Genomic DNA, 19,144 nt, shown 5'->3' on the forward strand with positions numbered 1-19,144 from the left:
GCCGGTCGCGGCGAATGGCCAGCGAGACCGGCAAGTCGGCGAAAAATGCCGCGCGTTGCGCTTCCAGCATCCTGCCCTTCCCACCCTTTATCCCGTCCAGCTTCTACTTCGCCGCCGACCCGAGGCAAGTTCAAGTCGAAGCGTTTCGTCGCATTGCAGCCAAATCGCCTGACCGTCGTTTAGCCGAAGCCGCGAATTATCTGCTTCTGATATATAGCATTTCCTCAGCCTGTCCCGTTCTGGGTCGGGATTTTGGGAACGATCATTTCGCCTTCCAATTGCCTCCGCTCAAAGCTGGCAAGTTGACCGTTAACCGTCGCGACGCGATTGTTCGCAGGCGCACAAAAATCGCCTTCATACAAAAAGGGAGCAACGCGTAATGCGTATCGTAATGATCGGGTCCGGCTATGTCGGGCTCGTATCTGGCGCGTGTTTTGCCGATTTCGGCCATCATGTGACCTGTGTCGACAAGGACGCTAGCAAGATCGCCCGCCTGCACGCCGGCGGCATCCCCATCTATGAACCCGGGCTCGACGGGCTGGTCGCGCGCAATGTCGCGGCAGGTAACCTCGCCTTTACCACCGAGTTGTCCGAGGCGGTCGGCGCCGCCGATGTCGTGTTTATTGCGGTCGGCACCCCCAGCCGCCGCGGCGATGGCCATGCCGACCTGTCCTATGTCCATGATGCGGCGCGCGAGATCGCCGGGGCGCTGTCCGGGTTCACCGTCATCGTAACCAAGTCGACCGTGCCCGTCGGTACCGGCGACGAGGTCGAGCGGATCATTCGCGAGTGCAACCCTGTCGCCGAATTCGCCGTCGCCTCGAACCCCGAATTCCTGCGCGAAGGGGCCGCGATCGAGGATTTCAAGCGCCCCGACCGCGTCGTGATCGGCATCGAGGACGAGCGTGCCCGCGCGCCGCTCGAGGAAGTCTATCGCCCGCTGTCGCTGAACAAGGCCCCGATCGTCTTCACCAGCCGGCGCACCAGTGAACTGACCAAATATGCCGCCAATGCCTTCCTCGCGATGAAGATCACCTACATCAACGAGATGGCGGACCTGTGCGAACGGGTGGGAGCCGATGTTCAGGAAGTTGCGCGCGGTATCGGGCTCGACAACCGGATCGGCGCGAAGTTCCTGAATGCCGGTCCCGGTTATGGAGGCTCCTGCTTTCCCAAGGACACGCTTGCACTGATGAAGACGGCGCAGGACCATGACGCGCCGCTGCGGCTGATCGAAGCGACGGTCGCGGTGAACGAGCAACGCAAGCGCGCGATGGGCCGCAAGGTTATCGCCGCGATGGGCGGGCGGGTGCGCGGCCGCACGGTCGCCGTGCTCGGGCTGACCTTCAAACCGAACACCGACGACATGCGCGATGCGCCGTCGATCGCGATCATCCAGACGTTGCAGGATGCGGGCGCCAAGGTTCGCGCCTATGACCCGGAGGGCATGGACGCGGCCAAGGCCGTGCTGAACGATGTCGAATATGCATCCTCCGCCTATGCCGCCGCCGAAGGCGCGGCAGCGACGGTGATCGTCACCGAATGGGACGCATTCCGCGCGCTCGACCTTGCGCGGATCAAGGCCGTGATGGCCGATCCCGTGCTCGTCGACCTCCGCAATATCTATCCGCAGGCACGGGCTGAGGAAGCGGGCCTGCACTATGTCGGTGTCGGCCTGCCGGGCCAGCCCTCCGACGACGCGGACACCGCGAACGCGAGGCGCGCCGCATGACCAACGGCAGTCCCATATTGGTAACCGGCGCCGCGGGCTTCATCGGTCATGCGGTGTCCGAACGGCTGCTTGCGCGCGGCGAACGCGTGCTTGGGCTCGATAATTTCACCGACTACTATGATGTCGCGCTCAAGAAGGCGCGTACAGCGCGGCTGACGGACAATTTCAATTTCCGGTTGATCGACGGAGACATCGCCAGCCCCGGGCTGATCAGCGAACTCGTCGAGGCGAATGGCATTCGCCGGATCGTCCATCTCGCTGCGCAGGCAGGGGTACGCTACAGCCTCGAAAACCCCTTCGCCTATGAGCACAGCAATCTCAAAGGACATCTCGCGGTGCTCGAGGCGGCGCGCCACGCGGGCAATATCGAGCATCTCGTCTATGCCTCGTCGAGTTCGGTCTATGGCGACCGACCGCTCGGCGGCACGGGTTTTCGCGAGGACGAGCCCTGCACTGCGCCGGTTTCGCTCTATGCGGCGACCAAGCGGAGCTGCGAGTTGATGAGCGAGAGCTATGCCAAGCTCTATCACCTGCCGCTCAGCGGGCTGCGCTTCTTCACCGTCTATGGTCCATGGGGCCGACCCGACATGGCCTATTATGGCTTCGCGCAGAAAATCCTGCTCGGCCAGCCGATCGAAGTATTCGGCGAAGGTCGGATGGCGCGCGATTTCACCTATATCGACGATATCGTCGACGGCGTCGTCGGCGTTCTCGACCGCCCACCCGCGGGCGGCGAGAACCGGTTGCTCAACATCGGCGACTGCAATCCCGTCGGATTGATGGACATGATCTCGGTCCTCGAACGCGCGCTCGGACGTCCGGCGATCAAGCTCATGCGGCCGATGCAGCCGGGCGACGTGACCGCGACTTATGCCGACATCTCGGCGATCAACGCGCTCACCGGATACAGCCCCAAGGTCCCGCTTGCGCGGGGGATCGAGCGGTTCGTCGACTGGTATCTGGGTGAAATCGAAAGTGGTGGAAGAGGGCCGATGGCAGCGGTGGCCTGAGCCGGAAAATCCGGCGGGGCGCTAGTGGAGTCGAATAATGCTGCAACGGACGAATATGTCTTCCGGCGAGCCCGCGGGCGCGCCCGTCATCTGCGTGACCGGCCTCCGCGGCTTTCCGCATGTGATGGGCGGGATCGAAAGCCACTGCGAGGAATTGCTGCCGCGGATCAAGGCGATCTGGCCCGATCATCGTTCGGTGGTGCTCGGCCGCGCGCCCTACTTGCCCGAACCGCTGGGCGAGCATCGCGGGGTCGAGATCGTCGGCATTCCCTGCCCACGCTCGCAAAATCTGGAGGCCTTGGTATCGACCTTCCTCGCCGTCCTGTCCGCGCGCAAGCGTCGCGCCGGATTGATCCATATCCATGCGATCGGCCCGGGGCTGCTCGCGCCATTGGCCCGGCTGCTGGGACTGAAGGTCGTCATGACGCACCACGGCACCGACTATCATCGCGCCAAATGGGGCCTCCTCGCGCGCAGCGCCCTGCGTGCCGGCGAATGGCTGGCGCTGACGTTCGCCAACCGGGTGATCGCCGTCTCACCTTCGCTCGCGACGCAGTTACAACGGAGCTTCCCGAAACGCGCGGAGGCGATATCCTACATTCCCAACGGCACCTCCGACCTGCCCGGCGAGGCCGATCCGGCGCTGGTGCTCGAACGCCTGGGGCTCGAGGATGGAAATTTCCTTCTCGCAGTCGCGCGGCTCGTTCCCGAAAAGGGTCTGCACGACCTGATCGACGCCTATGAGCGGTCGAATTGCACGGCAAAACTGGTGATCGCGGGTTCGGCCGACCATGAAAGCGAATATGCCCGCGACCTGCTCGCCCGCGCCAGCGAGCGCGTGATCTTCGCCGGGGTGCAGTCGCGCGCAACGCTGAAATGCCTGTACGAACATTGCGCGCTGTTCGTGATGCCATCCTATCACGAGGGCCTGCCGATCGCGGCGCTGGAGGCGGCGAATTGCGGCGCGCGAATGCTGCTGAGCGACATCTCCGCCAATCTCGACATCGGGCTTGATCCGGCGAATTATTTCCCGGTCGGCGATGTCGCGGCGCTTACCGAGCGACTGAATACGGACTGCGCCAACTTTCAGATCGACCGCGACGCCGTCCGCGCGCGCTTCAGTTGGGACAGAGCGGCGGAGGAGACGCTCGACGTCTATCGCGCGACGCTCGCACCCGGGCGCAAGGCTCCACGCCGGGCCGTCTATTCGGGTATAGTCGAAGCCTAGACGCCGAGCCGGGCCAAGACCTTCGCCCGATCCGCCGCCTCGATCGCCCCGCTGACCTCGATCCCTGCATCGGACCGCGTCGCCCATGCGATCAGCGGGTGCCAGGCGTTGGCCCGCCACTGCCAGCTACGGACGCGCCAGCGCCCCGCCCCTACGGCATCGATCGTCAGTGTCGGCCGCCCGGCGCTTTCCGATCCCGCGCCTTTCGCGGTGCAGGCGCCTGCCGCAGCGGTGCCTGCAATCGAAGTCAGCAGCGTTCGGCGATCCATGGAAACTCTCCTCGAAAGATGGTCATGGCGCGGCGATCGTTTCGGGAACCGTCTGACGCGCACGCGAAGTGTTGCGGCCGACCACCCGTTTGATCGCCGCCTTGCCCAGGCGCTGCCCGGGCAGTTCGACGAGTCTGTAGGTAGCAAAGGCAAGCGCATAGGTCGCGGGGATCACGATCGCGCCAGTCAGGACAAAGCGCTCCACCGCGCCGATTCCGGTGCCGAAACGCCCGATCACTCCCGCCGCGACGGGTTGCAGGATCAGAAGATGGATCAGATAGGCGCCATAGGAAAGTTCGCCCAGCCAATAGAAGGGCCGGCTGCCGAACAGGCGGGAAATCGACCCGATCGGCGCAACTGCGCGCCAATGCACCAGCGCGAAAAAGCCCAACACGAGCAACTCGCGCACGGCGAAGTGCAGCATATCCTGCTCGCCCCCGATCGGAATCGCGGCGAGCAGCATCGCCGCGAAGAGACGTATCCATAGTTGCGTTCCACGCTCCCCCGGACTCGCAGCGATCAGCATGCCGGCGAGGAAAAGCTGGAGCTTCAGGGGCAGGAAGGACGGCATCGGATAGTCCAGCCCCGCCGCCTTCGCGAGCAAGGCGACGATCACGCCGCCACCCGCCGCGACCAACGCCGCAGGGATCCAGCCGATGCGCTGCCCGAGCAGGATGAGGAAGGGAAACAGCAGGTAGAATTGCATCTCGAGCCCGAGGCTCCAGTCGGGCAGCGGTGTGCGAAAGGCATATTCGGGCAGCAGTCCGAACAGGAAACTCAGGTGCAGCACGATATTGGTCAGGCTGGCGTCGTTATACCGTTCGGGAGGCTGGAGCCCCTGTCCGAGGAAGCTGTCGATCGCGACGCGGTCGGCATAGATTGCGGGGCCCGCGATCAGCGCGGCTGCGAGCGTTACATAGAACAGCGGCGCCAACCGGAAGAAACGGCGCGTCCAGAATGCCCCCCATGTGCCCGGCGCGTTCCAATCCTCGCTTCCCGCGCGGAGCCGATACTGGAACATCATCAGAAAGCCCGAAAGGAGGATGAACAGGTCGACGCCAAGGTCGGGCTTGCCCACCAGCGGCAGGCGAAAACCGGTGAGGATCATCATATGCCCGATGAGCACCCAGAGGGCCGCGACACCGCGCAGGCCATCCAGACACTCGACTCGCCGAATGTCCATAAAACACCTCCGCAAAATGTCCGTCGATGGTCCTGTGATAGGCGGATCGGGGCGCGAAACCCTTTGAAATCGGCCAGCCGCCCCGCCGGGGCGATGAAGCGGGGCGGGCTGTGTGCACCGCAACAAATGGCCGTGGTAAGCGTTCTTTCGAAGCGAATTTCGCAACCCATTTCAACGAGGAAACATGCTGCATCGAAAGCGGATATTATTCGCGATCAACTCGCTTGCGGGCGGCGGGGCTGAGCGCGTGCTCGTCACGCTACTCGGCGGCTCCGAACCTTGGCGCACGCGCTATGATATCCATCTCGCGCTGCTCGACGACGAACCGCGCGCTTATGATGTCCCCGAATGGGTCGAGGTTCATCAACTGGATGCCCGACACAAATTGCTGCCGAGCCTGACCCAGCTTCGCACGCTGGCGGCGCGGCTTTCGCCCGACGCGACGCTCAGCTTCCTGACCCGCGCCAATATCGCAAATGCCTGGGCAATGGCGGGGCGCGGCCGGCGCTGGCTGATCAGCGAGCGGGTCAACACCAGCGCCCATCTGGGCGGCGCGTTCGCGGCCAAGACAATGGTCCGCATGGTCTATCCGCGCGCAGCGCATATCATTGCGGTCTCCGAGGGCGTGGTCGACGACCTTGCCGTCAATTTCGGCGTCGCGCGTAGCCGCATGTCGGCGATCGCCAATCCAGTCGACCATCGGCGCATTGCCGAACTCGCCGCCGAGGCGCCCGCTTTCACCCCCTCCGGCCCCTATATCGTCGCGGCCGGACGATTGATGCCGAACAAGAATTTCCCGCTGCTCCTTCGCGCCTATGCCGAAGCGGCCCCCGAGGAGCGCCTCGTCATTCTTGGAGAAGGGCCCGAACGCGGCGCGCTAGAAGCGCTGGCCCGCGCACTCGGCATTGCCGATCGCGTCGACATGCCTGGCTTTGCCGCCAATCCGTTCGCGCTGGTATCGCGCGCGCGGCTTTACGCGATGCCGTCAAATGCCGAAGGCTTTCCGAACGGATTGGTCGAAGCGATGGCATGCGGTGTTCCGGTGGTCGCGACCAACTGCGCATCGGGCCCATCCGAAATTCTGGCCTGCTGCCCGCGCGACGCGGTACGCGGCGGCATCGATGTCGACGCCGGCGCGTTGGTGCCGACCGATGACATCTCCGCCTTTGCGGCGGCGCTCACCCGCACCCTCACCGAACCGCGGCGCAGCATCTGTGGCGAGCACGCTCGCACATCTTCGCTGGCCTATGGCGTCGAACGGGCTGCGGCCAATTACTGGGCACGGATCGAAGCGGCGCTGAACGCACCGCTTACCCTGCCCGCACCGACCGAAATTGCAGCATGAAGTCCGGGAGCAAGTACATGAAATGGCACAGGCAGATCGCGTTGGCGGGGGCGCTTGCGATACTCGGCGGGTGCGCCGGACAGACCCCGCTCGCGGGAAGCGGAGACGCGCCGCCGCCCGCCGCAGCGTTCGTCCTCTCCCCCGGTGACAAGGTCAAGGTCGCGACCTATGGCGAAGAAAAGCTGACCGGGGATTTCGAGGTCTCGCCCGCCGGGACGATCGCGTTCCCGCTGATCGGTGAGGTCAAGGCTGCGGGGCTCCAGACCGAACAGCTCTCGAAGGATATCGAAGCGAAGCTTGGCGACGGCTATCTGCTCGAGCCCAAAGTCTCGGTTCAGGTCGCAAGCTTCCGTCCGATTTATTTGCTCGGCGAAGTGAACAAGCCCGGCGAATATCCCTACACACAAGGCCTCACCGTTCGCGGCGCGGTCGCGAAGGCCGATGGCTTCACCTATCGCGCCAATGAAAAACGCGTTTTCCTGAAGCGCGCCGGCGAAGCGGGCGAGAAGGAATATCCGATGACCGCCGATTTTGCGGTGCTCCCCGGCGACACGATCCGTTTCGGCGAACGTTATTTCTGATGGATATCGCCAGTACATCGCGGGCGCCCGTTCCGGCGTTCGAGGAACCCGTGTCCGAAGAAGCCGGCAAGCCGCATCTTCGCGGTTGTCCGGTGAGCTTCGCCAAATTGAAGGCACTGCTCGCGGCCGATCTTTACCGTTATGCAGGGCGCGTCGGTTTCGGCGCTTTCGCGAAACATTACGCTTTCACACCGGGGTATAAATATACGGTCCTGATGCGCACGACGGGATGGCTCAAACTCAAGCCCGCCAAGGCTTTTGGCCTCTACCTCGTTGCCAAATGGCTACTACTTCGTGCGCGCTACAAATATGGTTTTGCAATCCCCGAATATATGGAGATCGGGCCCGGCCTGTTCCTCAACCGCTTCGGCGGCTTCTATTTCCATGGCGACACGGTGCTGGGCAGCAACGTCAACGTCACGCATGGCGTTGTGCTCGGCTATATGAACCGGGGCAGTCGACGCGGCGCGCCGGTGATCGGCGACCGTAGTTTTCTGGGATCGGGCGCCAAGGTGATCGGCGGCGTCAACGTCGGCGCCGAGGCCGCGATCGGCGCCAACGCCGTGGTGACAAGGGACGTGCCGGAACGCGGCGTCGTCGGCGGTATTCCGGCGAAACTGCTCTCCGATCAGGGCTCCGACGGCTATATCAATCGGCTGGCGCCGCCCGAACTGCTCGCGGCCTGCGAAGGCGCGCTCTACAGATCGCGCTGACCGGGCCTCACAGGCCCGAGAAGGTCACACCGACCGAGACGCGATTGTCCGCAAACTCACGCCCCGCCGTCGCACCCCAGCTCGACTGGGTGCGGCGCTGGAGGTCAAAGCGCAGCGCCATCCGCTTGCTCACCAGATAGGATGCGCTGCCACGCCAGGTCCAGCGATCATCCTTGCGGTCGATATTGTTGAAATCGCGTTTCTCGAGCTCGCCGCCCGCGCTGATCATCAGGTTGCGCAGCAGCTCGTAATCGGCGCGCAGCGTCATATTGGTCGCAAGATAACCGGTGGCGCCATTGACGCCCGTTTCCTTGATCCCGCGGTCGACCGTCCCGGTGATCGTCACGAGCGGGGTCAGGAAATAGGCCAGTTCACCGCGCACGAGGAGGCCCGAGACATCCTCGAACTCGGACGGCCGGTAATCCTGCCGAAAATAGCCCAGCCGCAGCGCCCCTCTGGCCTTGCGGCCCAGCTCGAAACTCGCGCCGCCGGCAAGTTCGAAGCCTTTCGAATCGCGCGCCGGCACCGGGCCGGTCCGTTCGCGATAATCGCGTTTGTTGACCGACCCTGCCACGAATAGCGCGATGCTGGGGCTCAGCGCATATTCGCCGACGGCTGTTCCGGTATAGATTGTGTGGTCGCGGAAATCCTGGTCGATCGGATCGCCGCCGGGGGTCACGCTATCGCTGTAGTTGCGGTTCTCGACGTCGACGACCCCGCGGACACGCAGCCGGTTGAAGACATGGGTATAAGTGGCTGTCCCCCCGTTCAGCGTAAAGCGGACGGGTCTGTCGGCCTGTGTCGGGCTGTCGGGCGAAACGCGTTCCTGGCTGTATCGCCCGTTCCGCAAGGTGAGGTTCAGCGTGTCCGACTTGCTGATCGTATAGAGCGCGCCCGCATTCACCGAATATTGGGTGGCGTTTTCGCTCGCGCGGCTTGCGTAGCGCAGAAGGTCGAGTTCGCCGTCAACCGACAGCTTGAGATCAGGCGACGGCCGGACCAGCGAGACGCGCGGGCGGATGCGCAGATAGGCATCGCCGATCCGGTCGTCCTGCTGCGCATACAGATTGTCGTCATAACCCGCGCCGATCGCCATACGCGGCGTCAGTTCGAGAACGCCGAACTGGATCGGTTCGGGCGTGTAGTCGGGCCGGCGCCGCTCGAGCACCGCTATATTGCGGTCGCGGCCGAAGCTGTTCTCGCTCGAAACCGAGCCGAGACCGTCGGTCGCGTCCGATTGCTGACCGAACGCGGGCACCGCGACACCGCAGCTGCCGAGCAGCGCAAAGGTGATCGCTCGCTTCACCGGGGCGCCAGCGTCACGAGGATCGGCGCATGATCCGATCCCGTCGGCGGCAGTCGCCGCGCCGACACCAGCCCCCAATCGGGCCCGGCGTAAAGCTGGTCGATCGGCAGCGCGGGAAAGGCGCGCGGCCAGCTTGGCAGCGCACGCGTCATGCGGGTGAGCGGTGCAAGGGCGTGGTCCTGCTCACGCATCGCAGCAGCCCAAGGAGTAAGGTTCATGTCGCCTGCAACGATCAACGACCCGCGTTCGATCCGTGCCAGCGCACGCGCCACATCGCGCCTGCGCACCGCCTGATCGCGCGATGTCGGCCAAGGATAGTGAAGCGTCGCCACGGTGAAAGCACGCCCGCCAGGTTCGGCGATCCGCGCCCAAAGCAGCGGCGGACCGAATTTCCGGCCCCGGTCGTCCTTCAGGAAATAGTCCCTGTCGGCGATCGGCCAGCGCGAAAAGATGGCGAGGTCACAGCCCGGCGGGCATTGGGTCGCATAGTCGAAATGCTGGCGCAACGCCGCCAGCATCGGCGCAAAGCTGCCATCCACCTCCTGCACCATCACGATATCGGGTTTCGCATCGATGATCGCTTGCGCGGTGCCCGCAGGGTCGCGGTTGATCTGCCAGACATTGTGCGTCAGCACGCGAATCTGGTTCGCGCCCGCGGATGCAGGGGGAATCGCCCGCGTGAGTTCGGGGATCACCCCGATCGCAACCGGAGTCAGGCCGACCAGCGCCGCGACAACCGTCCAGCGCGGGTGCCGCCACGCGATGAGCAATCCCGCCACGACCATGAAGCCGAACAGCGGCAGGAACGACGCCAGCAAATCGAGCATCGGCACAAACCCGCCGGCAAGCGACAGCCACGCGGCGAGGCCCGCCCCGCCAGCCAGCAGGGTGCCAAGAGCCCGGATGCGCTTCACGCTCGCGCAAGCAGCCGGTTGCGCAGGGCATAGCTGGATTGGCGGAGCGACGCAGGGACCAGCTTCGCGGCGAGCAACAGCGCCGCGGTGCTCGCCCCTTCGGGCAGATAGAGATCGCTGAGCCGGATCGCCGTGCGGCCCGGATATTTCATCGCATAGCGGGCGTAGTGCGCGATTTCCTGATTCACGAGCCGCCGCAGCAACGCCGTCTCGCGCGGCGTCGCACCGGCAAGCATTGATCGAGCGGTTTCGACGAGACAGGGGACGTCGAGCGTCGTCGTCGACTTGCTGACCTTGTTGTCGCTGTCGCGGTGAAAGATTGCGGTGATGCGCGGGTCATAACGCAATGTCCCTCGCGCAAGCACGCGCAGCCACAAATCCTTGTCACCACCGCGCACCGCGCGCCCTTCGGGAAACAGCCCCGCCGCGAACAGCATGTCGCGCCGGATCGCGATCGCGCCGGTCCACATCGGGCACTCGCGGACCGCTAGCCAGCTTGCAAGAAAGCCCTCGAAATCGATGCTTTGCGCTTGATTGAGTTCTGGCGCGAGGCGCTGGGGCTGCACGCGATCATCGAAAACATGATCGAACCGCGTCGCCAGGGCACGCACGTCCGGGTCTGCAGCGAGCCCCTCGGCGAACACCGCGAGATGATCGGGCTGCCAGAGGTCATCGGCGTCGAGAAAGGCGATCCAGTCGCCACGCGCGGCACGAATCCCGATATTACGCCCGGCATAACCGCCGGGGCCCGGTGTCGACAGGTCGAGGAGCTTGATCCGATCGTCGTTCATTGCTGCGACGATCTCCCGCCCACCGTCGGTCGAGCGATTGTCGATCACCAATATTTCGAACGCCGGGAAGCTTTGGGCGAATATGCTCTCGATCGCCGCGCGGACATGCGCGGCCTTGTTGTAGAGCGGCATGACCACGGAAAAACGCGGGGCATCATGGGGAAGAGTCATCAGTCGCGCGCTGCCTTTCGTCCCCCCGCGAGATTGATATATTCGCCCACCGCCACCCCGGCGAGCTGCAACGTCAGGCCCATGACCGCCAGTCGCCGCCGCAAGGGCAGTTCGCGCGAGATCGCGGCGCGGCGCAGCCGCCGGATCGTGTCGACGGCGGTGATACCCAGCACATGAACGAGGCGCGGCCGCTGGCTGGTACGATCCCAGCGCCCGCCGCTCAGCCGCTGGCGTTTGCGCACCAGTTCGGCGCGGCTTGCGCGCACCGGATGGCGCACGACCATCGCCGGCACATAGACGAGCGGATGACCGCTATCGCGGATGCGCAGCGCCATCTGCCGGTCGCCGCCCGATTTGAGCGCCGCATCGAATCCGCCGAGCGCCTTCAGCAACGCCGTTTCGCTCGCCCAATTGGCCGTCGCGCAATTGCCGCGCGCGGCATGCGCCTGCGGAAAGCTGAACAGCCGCTCGTAATCGCCAAAGACCTCGCGCTCCTGAACAATCTCATCGAACAGCTCGATCTTGCCCGCGAGCACACCATATCCCGGATTCGCCGCCGCAGCGCGCAATATCCCTTCCAGCCAGTCTGGGGCCGGCTCGCAATCGGCGTCGGTAAAGGCGGTTATCGGCGCCCGCACGCGCCCGATGCCGAGGTTGCGCGCGACATAGGAACCCGGCCTCTTCTCTTCGAGCAATTCGACGCCCGCATAGCTGCGGGCAATATTGCGCGTTGCGTCGCTCGATCCGTTGTCGACGACGATGATCTGATAGGCCGCGCGAGGGAGCGTCTGACGCATCAGCGCGTCGAGGCAGCGGCCGAGCACGGCCTCGCCGTTCCATACGGGTATGACGACTGCGACTTGAAACATAGATACGCCTGTCCAGTGCCCCCGCACCGGCCCAATCGACCTCTCGCGACGTGCCGGTCAACCGGATGCTGCACCTGCGAAGACGAGTTGCCCCGTTGGCCGGACGACCGGAGCGTCGGCGCCTTCGCTCTCAAATAATTGCCCGCTACCAAGGATCGCGTCGGGCCCGTCGTTGGTTCTGAACCGCGCAGCGATGCGCAACCGCAGTTGAAAAGGCGATATCAATTGGGCGATTCCCTACCCGAATCGGGCGTAGCAACCGAAGTGCTGGTGGTGTCGCTTGAAACGGCCGCGGCGCGCCGCGCGGCTTTTGCCGAGCGAGCCGAAAGCACGTCGCTCGGCTGGCGCTTCTTCGATGCCTGCACCGCCCCGGCGCCGGGAATGGTGATCGACGAACCCGCGATCCGCCGCAACAAGGGCCGCGCGATGAGCAAGGGCGAGATCGGCTGCTATGCCAGCCATTTCTCGATCTGGCAGGATATGATCGCCCGCGACGTGCGGCAGGCGATCGTCCTCGAGGACGATACGGTCGTCGACTGGGCCTATCTCGAACCGCTCGCGCGCACCGACCTTCACGCCGAGGGTATCGACTATCTCAGGCTTTATGCGAAGCGGCCGACCTGGCAGCGCGTCGTTCGGCAAGATTTCCTCCAGCATTCGCGCGCGGTCGTCGAACTCGTCGGCCATGCCTATGGCACACAGGGCTATGCGATCACGCTCGAAGGCGCGCGCCGGCTGGCGGAGCATTGCCGCACCGTCCGCCGCCCGATCGACGACGAGATGGACCGGTCGTGGGCGCACGGCCTGCCCAATCTCGCGCTTTATCCCGCACCGATCCTTGAAGCGGCGATCGTCTCCGACATCGGCAGTTCGCGCTTCGGGCCCAAGGCCGACCCGCTCTATCACTCGATGAAACAAAGGGCCTGGCGGCAGGTCGAACGCGCGCGCATGCGGATGCTGAAAGCGAGACGCCTGCTTGAGCGCTGACCTGCCCGCCCGCTTCGACGACGGGTTACGCGCACGCAGCCGGAGCTCGATCGGCTGGACGGTCACGCGCTTCCTGTCGGACCAGATCTTCTCGTTCGTCGTCTTCGTGATCCTCGCCCGCCTGCTCACGCGCGCCGACATCGGCGCCTTTGCGGTGATGGCGGTGACGGCCGAAGCCTTCCGCATCATCGCAACCGCAGGGCTGGTGCAGACGATCGCCCGCAAGCGCGAGATCACGCCGGCCTTCCTCGACACCATCTATCGCTCGCAGCAGGCCTTTTCCTTCCTGTCGGCGATTCTGATCATGGCACTGGCCGCACCGATCGCGGATTGGATGGGGGCACCGAACATCGCCCTCCCGCTCGCGGTGATGAGCCTTTCGCTTCCGATCTCCTCGTTCGGCGCGACCCATATGGCGCTGCGCCTGCGCGAATTCGGACACCGCACAACGGCGCTGCGCTCGGTCGTCGGCGGACTGATCGGCGGCGCATGTGCTGTCGCTGCCGCCTTTGCCGGGCTCGGTCTCTGGAGCCTCGTCATCCAGCGCCTCGTCACCGAAATCGTCGGGGTCATCCTGTCGCGCGCGTCCTATGACTGGAAACCGGGCTGGCAGTTCGACTGGGTCATCCTGCGCGGCACCCTGATGCTCAACGCCAGCCTAATCTATGTCCAGCTCGCCTTTCTCGCGACGGTGCGCGTGCAGGAAATGGCAATCGGCGCCGGGATCGGGCTCGCCGCAGTCGGCGTCTATCGTACCGCCTGGCGCACCGTCGAACTGATCGGGCGCGGCGCGATCCAGCCCTTCACGCAGGTCGCGGTACAGACGCTCGCGCGCGTCAAGGACGAGCCTGCCGAACTGCGCGAGGCCTATCGCTGGATGATTTCGCGCGCTTCGGCGTTGTCCTTTCCCGCGCTCGTGGGCTTCGGCGCGCTCGCTCCAATCGCCATACCCACCGTGTTCGGGCCGAAATGGGACGAGGCCGGCCAGCTTGCACAGATTTTCGCCTTCATGGCGGTGCCCTTCACGCTCAATTTCTTTGCCTCGCCATCGCTCAGCGTGCTTGGCGCGTCGCGCAGCCTGATTTCGCTCTCGACGACGCAGCTCGTGCTCGGCGTGATCCTGACACTCGCGGCCTTGCCCTTCGGGTTGTTTGCGGTCGCCATCGCCTATGTCGGGCGCGCTTACCTGACCTTGCCGATGCAGATCTGGCTGCTCCGCCGCGCCTCGGGCATCCGCCCGATCGACAGCCTGCGTGCGGTCGGCGCACCGCTCATCGCCTCGACGCTGATGGGACTGGTACTGGCGATCGCCATGCGCCTGCTCGATGCGCATCTCGCCGACTGGCAGTCACTGCTGCTGCTCGTCGCGATCGGCGGCATATTCTACGGCCTCGCGCTGCTCGTCATCTCGCGCCCCTGGCGCGACCGCTTCCTGTTCCTGTTAAAACGCATCAGAAAGAGCCCGACATGACCCAGAAGACCGCCGATCAGCTCGTCGGCGAACTCGCCCAGCGTTTTTCGCAGCAGCTCGACCGGGTGCTTCCCGCGGGCAAGCTCGCGCTGGTCGACTTCCCCGATCATTCGAACGTCGGCGACTCGGCGATCTGGCTCGGCGAAATGGCGTATCTGCGCAAGACGGGGCGCCTTCCCGCATATTATTCGGCCATCGCCGATTTCGACGACGCGGCGTGTCGGGCGGCGATCGGCGGCGGAGCGATACTGATCCATGGCGGCGGGAACATGGGAACGCTCTGGCCGAAGCATGAAGCCTTCCGCCTGCACCTCCTCCGCACGCATCGCGGACGTCCGATCATCCAGATGCCGCAATCGATCCATTATGCCGATCCCGCGGCCGCGGCCGAAATGGCCGAAGCGATCCGCGCGCACGGGCAATTCACCCTGCTCGTCCGCGACGCGCGCTCGCTCGCCTTTGCCGAACAGCATTTCGATTGCGATATCCGGCTGTGCCCCGATGCCGCGCTGATGCTCGGACGGCAGAGGAAGGATCCGGCAACCGTGCCCGTCTTCGCCCTTCTTCGCACCGACCATGAACGCGCGGCGGGCGAGACCGCGCTCCCCGCCGGCGTCGTCGCCGACGATTGGCTCGAAGAAGATGCCGGCCAGAAACGCCGCCTGCGCCTGTCGCTGAAGCTTGGCCGCCTCTTCACGCGCGATCCCATGGCGCAGCGCGCCGCGCGGCAACAGCGCCTGGCCGAATGGCGGTTCCAGCGCGGCCTTGCAATGCTGTCCTCCGGCGAGCTCGTCGTGACCGACCGGCTCCACGCGCATATCCTGTCGCTGCTGCTCGACATCCCGCATGTGCTGCTCGACAACAGCTATGGCAAGGTTGCGGGTTTCGCCGATCAATGGACGGGCGACTATGCGGGGCTGATGCGCGCGACAAGCCGTGCCGGGGCCTTCGACACCGCGCTGGCCTGCCGCGCTCCGCAAATTGTCGACGGCTGACGCCCTCAATAGGCGTTGCGGTGGACGAGCACCTGCGCGGTCCGCGCGAGGATCGAAACATCGCGGAGCAGCGACCAGCCATGCTGATATTCGAGATCGGATTCGAGCCGGTCGAGAATGTCGCGCTTCGTGTTGGTCGCCCCCCTGAACCCGCGGATCTGGGCGAGGCCGGTGATACCGGGCTTGAGCGCGTGGCGGTGCCAATATTGCCGATCGACGCGCCAGAATAGTTCGTTGCCGGCGGTCGAACCCAGCGCGTGCGGGCGCGGCCCGACGAGGCTCATCTTGCCCGAGAGCACGTTGATCAGCTGCGGCAACTCGTCGATGCTCGTCGCCCGGATGAACCTGCCGACGCGCGTGATCCGGTCGTCGTCGCGGCTCGCCGAGCGCGCGCCGTTCGCGTCGGTCGTCTCGACGCGCATGCTGCGGAATTTCAGAATGCGGAAGATGCGGTTGCCGCGCCCCATCCGCTCCTGACGGAAAAAGACCGGCCCTGGCGTGTCGAGCTTGATCGCCAGCGCGACGATCAAGAGCAGCGGCGACAGCAGGACCAATGCCGGGATCGTCACGGCAAGGTCGAGCGCGCGCTTCTTCACCCGGTTCGCCCGGTTGAGCGGCCCCCACGATACGACGAGCGTCGTAACTCCGCCACGCTGGCGCGTGGTGAGCGGTTCCAGCTCGGCGATCTCGGGCATCACAATCTCGCCCACGATGTTCACGCCCTTCAGCGCGCGCGCCCATTCGGCCCTGTGCGCGGGCGCGCAAACGATCGTCACGCGATCATAATCCTGCAGCACCGTGCCGAGCCGATCGAGCATATAGGGATCGTCGAGGTCGGTCCGCAGCCCCGACACGCGCGCGTTGATGATCTCGCGATCAAGATAGGACGGCGGCAGATTCGCGCCATCGACGATCACAAGTTCGCTGGTCATGTCGCCAAAAGCCCGGCGCACGATCCGGCAGACGAGAAGCCGCTGCGCCACCAGCAGCGTCACCGCGGTTACCATACCCGTGCCGATCGCAAGCCGCGGCACCTTGCCGGTCATCCGCAACGAGAAAGCGACGAGCAAGAAAACGAACAGAGTGGTCGCGAACGACAATAGGGTCTGGCGAACGCTTTTGACCGGGCGGGTCAGGCACCGCGGATTATAGGCCTGATTCTGAAAGGCGATCGCGAAATGGACAAACAGGGCGCCCAGCATCGCGGTCAATAATCCGTCCGAAACGCCGCGCGTCTGCTCAATCATCAGCGTTACGGCAAAGCCGACGCCAAGCGCCGCCGCGTCCAGAGCGATCAGCCCGAGACAAAGCCATATCTTGGCGTCGCGCCGCGCCGCCTTCGCGAGCGGCGTTCGGACGGGCGCGCCGTCGAGCGCCAAGTCGATCTTGGTCATGGGATGGGGAGGCTCCCTGAATTTACGTGATCTTGTTGCAATGCAACATGCCGCGCCTATCGGCGAATACAAGCGGACCGCGCGAGCACGTGCCGGATACAGGATGATCCGTGCGGCGGCGGGCAGAGCGACTACGCGAGACCTTTAGCTGATTGTCAGGGTCCGGCGTTGAATTCCGCTACAAGATCGAAACGATCGCCACGAAACAACTGCCGGACATGGGTCACGACACGGCCGGCACGCCAGGTCGTCCGGTCGAGTTCGAGGCAGGCGGAGCCCGTGAGCAACGCCGCTTCCTTGCGCGTCGGGGTCACCGCGCGGATCACATGGCGTGCCTGCGTCCAGGGGATATGGCCGAGCAGCCATGTCCCCGGCGCCTCGCTCGTAAAGTCCGCGTCCGCCGCCTCGGGCACTTCATCGAGTGCGATGAACCGGCGTTCGAGCGCGAACGCTTCGCCCGCCGCCATATGCACGCCCTCGATGCGCAGCGCCGGTCCGGCCAGCAGATCGTCGCCGGCTTCCTCGGTTTCGATCGACGCCAGCTCCCAGCGATAAGCCTCGCCGCGCGCGGCGATGAGTTCGGCAAGGTCGGGCACGGTCATCACCGCCGAATGGACCGGCGGATGCGCGACGAACGTTCCCGCCTTGCGGCGGCGTTCGACCAGTCCTGAAGCCGCAAGTTCGCCGAGCGCCTTGCTCACCGTCGCACGCGCGCAACCATAGCGCGCGGCGAGTTCCTGTTCGGTGGGAACGCGGTCGCCGGGGCGCCATTCGCCCGACTGGATCGACGCGGCAATTTCTTCGCGAATGCGGCGTGCAGGATTCATGCGAGCAGCCGCGCGACACAGGTGCGATAGGCAGCACCGATCGCGTCGGCCTCGACATGGCGTCCCTTTTCGACGCGCTTGATGCCCGCGCGCCACACGCTGTCGATCGCCCCCGCACGCGCCGCGAAAATCCAGCGGTCGAGCAGCGTTTCATCGTCGGTTCCGGCAAAAGCCGGGTGATCGAGATCGAGCGAAACAATGTCGGCGGCGTGGCCAACGGCCAGCCCGGCGGCCACGCCGAGCGCCTGCGCCCCGCCCTGCACCGCGCGCGCGAACAGATTGGCGCCGACGAAGGGCGCCGCTTCGCTCGCGAGCAGCGCCCGCGCGCGCTGCGCCAGTCGCTGCGAATATTCGAGCGCGCGCAGTTCCTGCGCCGCATCGACGAGAATGTTGCTGTCGGTGCCGACCCCCAAGCGGCCGCCCGCCGCGAGATAATCGACCGCCGGAAAAATGCCGTCGCCCAGATTACCCTCGGTGATCGGGCACAGCCCGGCGACCGCGCCGCTCGCGGCAAGCCGACCGACTTCGTTTGCGTCGAGATGCGTCGAATGGATCAGGCACCAGCGCTCATCGACGCCGGCGTTATCGAGCAGCCATTCGACCGGCCGCGCGCCGCTCCATGCGACGCAGTCGGCGACCTCCTTCACTTGCTCGGCGGCGTGAATATGCACGGGGCCGGTCGGCAACAATTCAAGCAGCGCAGCGAGTTCGTCCGGCGTCACCGCGCGCAGCGAGTGCGGCGCGATGCCGATATTGGCGTCGCCCGCAAGCTTCACCCGCGACGCATCGAGAAGCGCCGCAAAACCGTCAACGTCGTTGAGGAAACGCCGCTGGCCGGGGCTTGGCGGCGCCGCATCGAAATTGCCATGCGCGTAGAAGACAGGAAGCAACGTCAGGCCGATCCCCGTCTCGTCGCTCGCCCGCACGATCGCGCCCGCCATCTCCGCCGGGTCGGCATAGGCCGCACCCGCCGGATCGTGGTGCAGATAATGAAACTCGCCGACGCGCGTGAATCCGGTTTCCAGCATCTCGGCATAAGCCTGCGCCGTGATCGCCGCGACGTCCTCGGGCGTCAACCGGTCGAGGAAGCGGTACATGATCTCGCGCCAGCTCCAAAAATTATCGTCGGGTCGGCTGCGGCGTTCCGACAAACCCGCCATGCCGCGCTGGAAGCCATGGCTGTGGACATTGCAAAGGCCGGGAAGCGCAACGCGATGCCGCTCATCGTCGGCCGCCGCAACACCGGCTTCGATCGACGCAATCCGGCCGTCGGCGACGCTGATCCGCACATCTTTTGCCCAGCCACCATCGATCCACGCGCGTTCGAACCAGAGAGCCATCATCGTTCGTCCTCATAT

19 protein-coding genes are annotated in these 19,144 nt (G+C 65.1%); 10 read left to right on the top strand and 9 right to left on the bottom strand.

The features are described 5' to 3' along the window. Nucleotides 1-14: 14 nt before the first annotated feature. From BLW56_RS20545 to BLW56_RS03535, 4 genes are read left to right on the top strand one after another with little or no spacing between them, the layout of a single operon-like run. Complete coding sequence (locus tag BLW56_RS20545; protein ID WP_177175800.1) at nt 15-380, top strand: hypothetical protein; 366 nt, start codon at nt 15-17, stop codon at nt 378-380. Next, nucleotides 380-1,732, top strand: coding sequence for a UDP-glucose dehydrogenase family protein (locus BLW56_RS03525; protein WP_093509260.1), 1,353 nt, complete (start codon nt 380-382; stop codon nt 1,730-1,732). The genes BLW56_RS20545 and BLW56_RS03525 overlap by 1 nt, the downstream gene beginning before the upstream one ends. Continuing rightward, nucleotides 1,729-2,742 (top strand): NAD-dependent epimerase/dehydratase family protein, encoded by a 1,014-nt coding sequence (locus BLW56_RS03530; protein WP_093509261.1) that lies wholly within the window; start codon nt 1,729-1,731, stop codon nt 2,740-2,742. Before BLW56_RS03525 ends, BLW56_RS03530 begins: the two co-directional genes overlap by 4 nt. Nucleotides 2,743-2,779: 37 nt before the next feature. Continuing rightward, the gene (locus BLW56_RS03535; protein ID WP_093509262.1) at nt 2,780-3,970 is read left to right on the top strand and encodes a glycosyltransferase family 4 protein; all 1,191 of its coding nucleotides are present in this window, start codon (nt 2,780-2,782) and stop codon (nt 3,968-3,970) included. Here the strand turns inward: BLW56_RS03535 and BLW56_RS03540 are convergent. Continuing rightward, entirely contained in the window at nt 3,967-4,239 is a 273-nt protein-coding gene (locus tag BLW56_RS03540) for a hypothetical protein (RefSeq protein WP_093509263.1), read from the bottom strand. The two genes, BLW56_RS03535 and BLW56_RS03540, sit on opposite strands and share 4 nt — an antisense overlap. A 22-nt stretch (nt 4,240-4,261) precedes the next feature. Continuing rightward, nucleotides 4,262-5,422 (bottom strand): acyltransferase family protein, encoded by a 1,161-nt coding sequence (locus BLW56_RS03545; RefSeq protein ID WP_093509264.1) that lies wholly within the window; start codon nt 5,420-5,422, stop codon nt 4,262-4,264. A 184-nt stretch (nt 5,423-5,606) separates the two neighbouring features. On the opposite strand from BLW56_RS03545, the gene BLW56_RS03550 reads away from it, so the two are divergent. From BLW56_RS03550 to BLW56_RS03560, 3 genes are read left to right on the top strand one after another with little or no spacing between them, the layout of a single operon-like run. Continuing rightward, on the top strand, nt 5,607-6,767 hold the full coding sequence (locus tag BLW56_RS03550) for a glycosyltransferase (RefSeq protein ID WP_093509265.1): 1,161 nt from the start codon (nt 5,607-5,609) through the stop codon (nt 6,765-6,767). 17 nt (nt 6,768-6,784) lie between these two features. Then, nucleotides 6,785-7,348 carry a polysaccharide biosynthesis/export family protein gene (locus BLW56_RS03555; protein WP_093509266.1) on the top strand — a complete coding sequence of 188 codons (564 nt, stop codon included), beginning with the start codon at nt 6,785-6,787 and terminating at the stop codon, nt 7,346-7,348. Continuing rightward, complete coding sequence (locus BLW56_RS03560) at nt 7,348-8,061, top strand: serine acetyltransferase (RefSeq protein ID WP_093509267.1); 714 nt, start codon at nt 7,348-7,350, stop codon at nt 8,059-8,061. Before BLW56_RS03555 ends, BLW56_RS03560 begins: the two co-directional genes overlap by 1 nt. A gap of 7 nt (nt 8,062-8,068) precedes the next feature. Here the strand turns inward: BLW56_RS03560 and BLW56_RS03565 are convergent, their stop codons facing one another. Genes BLW56_RS03565 through BLW56_RS03580 form a run of 4 tightly spaced genes read right to left on the bottom strand, consistent with a single transcriptional unit; the run spans nt 8,069 to nt 12,112 of the window. Then, nucleotides 8,069-9,367, bottom strand: a complete 1,299-nt coding sequence (locus tag BLW56_RS03565; protein WP_177175801.1) for an outer membrane beta-barrel protein — start codon at nt 9,365-9,367, stop codon at nt 8,069-8,071. Next, nucleotides 9,364-10,281, bottom strand: coding sequence for an endonuclease/exonuclease/phosphatase family protein (locus BLW56_RS03570; protein ID WP_093509269.1), 918 nt, complete (start codon nt 10,279-10,281; stop codon nt 9,364-9,366). Before BLW56_RS03570 ends, BLW56_RS03565 begins: the two co-directional genes overlap by 4 nt. Further along, nucleotides 10,278-11,243 (bottom strand): glycosyltransferase family 2 protein, encoded by a 966-nt coding sequence (locus tag BLW56_RS03575; RefSeq protein ID WP_093509270.1) that lies wholly within the window; start codon nt 11,241-11,243, stop codon nt 10,278-10,280. The genes BLW56_RS03570 and BLW56_RS03575 overlap by 4 nt, the downstream gene beginning before the upstream one ends. Then, the gene (locus tag BLW56_RS03580) at nt 11,243-12,112 is read right to left on the bottom strand and encodes a glycosyltransferase (RefSeq protein ID WP_093509271.1); all 870 of its coding nucleotides are present in this window, start codon (nt 12,110-12,112) and stop codon (nt 11,243-11,245) included. The genes BLW56_RS03575 and BLW56_RS03580 overlap by 1 nt, the downstream gene beginning before the upstream one ends. Nucleotides 12,113-12,337: 225 nt before the next feature. Here BLW56_RS03580 and BLW56_RS03585 point away from each other — a divergent pair, with 225 nt between their 5' ends. From BLW56_RS03585 to BLW56_RS03595, 3 genes are read left to right on the top strand one after another with little or no spacing between them, the layout of a single operon-like run. After that, on the top strand, nt 12,338-13,099 hold the full coding sequence (locus tag BLW56_RS03585) for a glycosyltransferase family 25 protein (protein ID WP_256203277.1): 762 nt from the start codon (nt 12,338-12,340) through the stop codon (nt 13,097-13,099). Continuing rightward, entirely contained in the window at nt 13,089-14,570 is a 1,482-nt protein-coding gene (locus BLW56_RS03590; RefSeq protein WP_093509272.1) for an oligosaccharide flippase family protein, read from the top strand. The genes BLW56_RS03585 and BLW56_RS03590 overlap by 11 nt, the downstream gene beginning before the upstream one ends. Next, nucleotides 14,567-15,565: a polysaccharide pyruvyl transferase family protein gene (locus BLW56_RS03595; protein WP_093509273.1), complete on the top strand. Its 999-nt coding sequence runs from the start codon at nt 14,567-14,569 to the stop codon at nt 15,563-15,565. The genes BLW56_RS03590 and BLW56_RS03595 overlap by 4 nt, the downstream gene beginning before the upstream one ends. Nucleotides 15,566-15,570: 5 nt before the next feature. Here the strand turns inward: BLW56_RS03595 and BLW56_RS03600 are convergent, their stop codons facing one another. From BLW56_RS03600 to BLW56_RS03610, 3 genes are all read right to left on the bottom strand, one after another. Then, entirely contained in the window at nt 15,571-16,959 is a 1,389-nt protein-coding gene (locus tag BLW56_RS03600) for an exopolysaccharide biosynthesis polyprenyl glycosylphosphotransferase (protein ID WP_093509274.1), read from the bottom strand. 155 nt (nt 16,960-17,114) lie between these two features. Next, the gene (locus BLW56_RS03605; protein WP_093509275.1) at nt 17,115-17,786 is read right to left on the bottom strand and encodes a UTRA domain-containing protein; all 672 of its coding nucleotides are present in this window, start codon (nt 17,784-17,786) and stop codon (nt 17,115-17,117) included. Further along, the gene (locus tag BLW56_RS03610) at nt 17,783-19,129 is read right to left on the bottom strand and encodes a formimidoylglutamate deiminase (protein ID WP_093509276.1); all 1,347 of its coding nucleotides are present in this window, start codon (nt 19,127-19,129) and stop codon (nt 17,783-17,785) included. Before BLW56_RS03610 ends, BLW56_RS03605 begins: the two co-directional genes overlap by 4 nt. Between the last annotated feature and the right edge of the window lie 15 nt (nt 19,130-19,144).

The organism is Sphingopyxis sp. YR583 (assembly GCF_900108295.1).
In the GTDB taxonomy this organism is placed as follows: Bacteria; Pseudomonadota; Alphaproteobacteria; order Sphingomonadales; family Sphingomonadaceae; genus Sphingopyxis.

Bases quoted from the DNA above. Each gene is read 5' to 3' on its own strand.
- BLW56_RS20545 (WP_177175800.1), top strand. From the start codon at position 15: ATGGCCAGCGAGACCGGCAAGTCGGCGAAAAATGCCGCGCGTTGCGCT.
- BLW56_RS03525 (WP_093509260.1), top strand. From the start codon at position 380: ATGCGTATCGTAATGATCGGGTCCGGCTATGTCGGGCTCGTATCTGGC.
- BLW56_RS03530 (WP_093509261.1), top strand. From the start codon at position 1,729: ATGACCAACGGCAGTCCCATATTGGTAACCGGCGCCGCGGGCTTCATC.
- BLW56_RS03535 (WP_093509262.1), top strand. From the start codon at position 2,780: ATGCTGCAACGGACGAATATGTCTTCCGGCGAGCCCGCGGGCGCGCCC.
- BLW56_RS03540 (WP_093509263.1), bottom strand. From the start codon at position 4,239: ATGGATCGCCGAACGCTGCTGACTTCGATTGCAGGCACCGCTGCGGCA.
- BLW56_RS03545 (WP_093509264.1), bottom strand. From the start codon at position 5,422: ATGGACATTCGGCGAGTCGAGTGTCTGGATGGCCTGCGCGGTGTCGCG.
- BLW56_RS03550 (WP_093509265.1), top strand. From the start codon at position 5,607: ATGCTGCATCGAAAGCGGATATTATTCGCGATCAACTCGCTTGCGGGC.
- BLW56_RS03555 (WP_093509266.1), top strand. From the start codon at position 6,785: ATGAAATGGCACAGGCAGATCGCGTTGGCGGGGGCGCTTGCGATACTC.
- BLW56_RS03560 (WP_093509267.1), top strand. From the start codon at position 7,348: ATGGATATCGCCAGTACATCGCGGGCGCCCGTTCCGGCGTTCGAGGAA.
- BLW56_RS03575 (WP_093509270.1), bottom strand. From the start codon at position 11,243: ATGACTCTTCCCCATGATGCCCCGCGTTTTTCCGTGGTCATGCCGCTC.
- BLW56_RS03580 (WP_093509271.1), bottom strand. From the start codon at position 12,112: ATGTTTCAAGTCGCAGTCGTCATACCCGTATGGAACGGCGAGGCCGTG.
- BLW56_RS03595 (WP_093509273.1), top strand. From the start codon at position 14,567: ATGACCCAGAAGACCGCCGATCAGCTCGTCGGCGAACTCGCCCAGCGT.
- BLW56_RS03600 (WP_093509274.1), bottom strand. From the start codon at position 16,959: ATGACCAAGATCGACTTGGCGCTCGACGGCGCGCCCGTCCGAACGCCG.
- BLW56_RS03605 (WP_093509275.1), bottom strand. From the start codon at position 17,786: ATGAATCCTGCACGCCGCATTCGCGAAGAAATTGCCGCGTCGATCCAG.
- BLW56_RS03610 (WP_093509276.1), bottom strand. From the start codon at position 19,129: ATGATGGCTCTCTGGTTCGAACGCGCGTGGATCGATGGTGGCTGGGCA.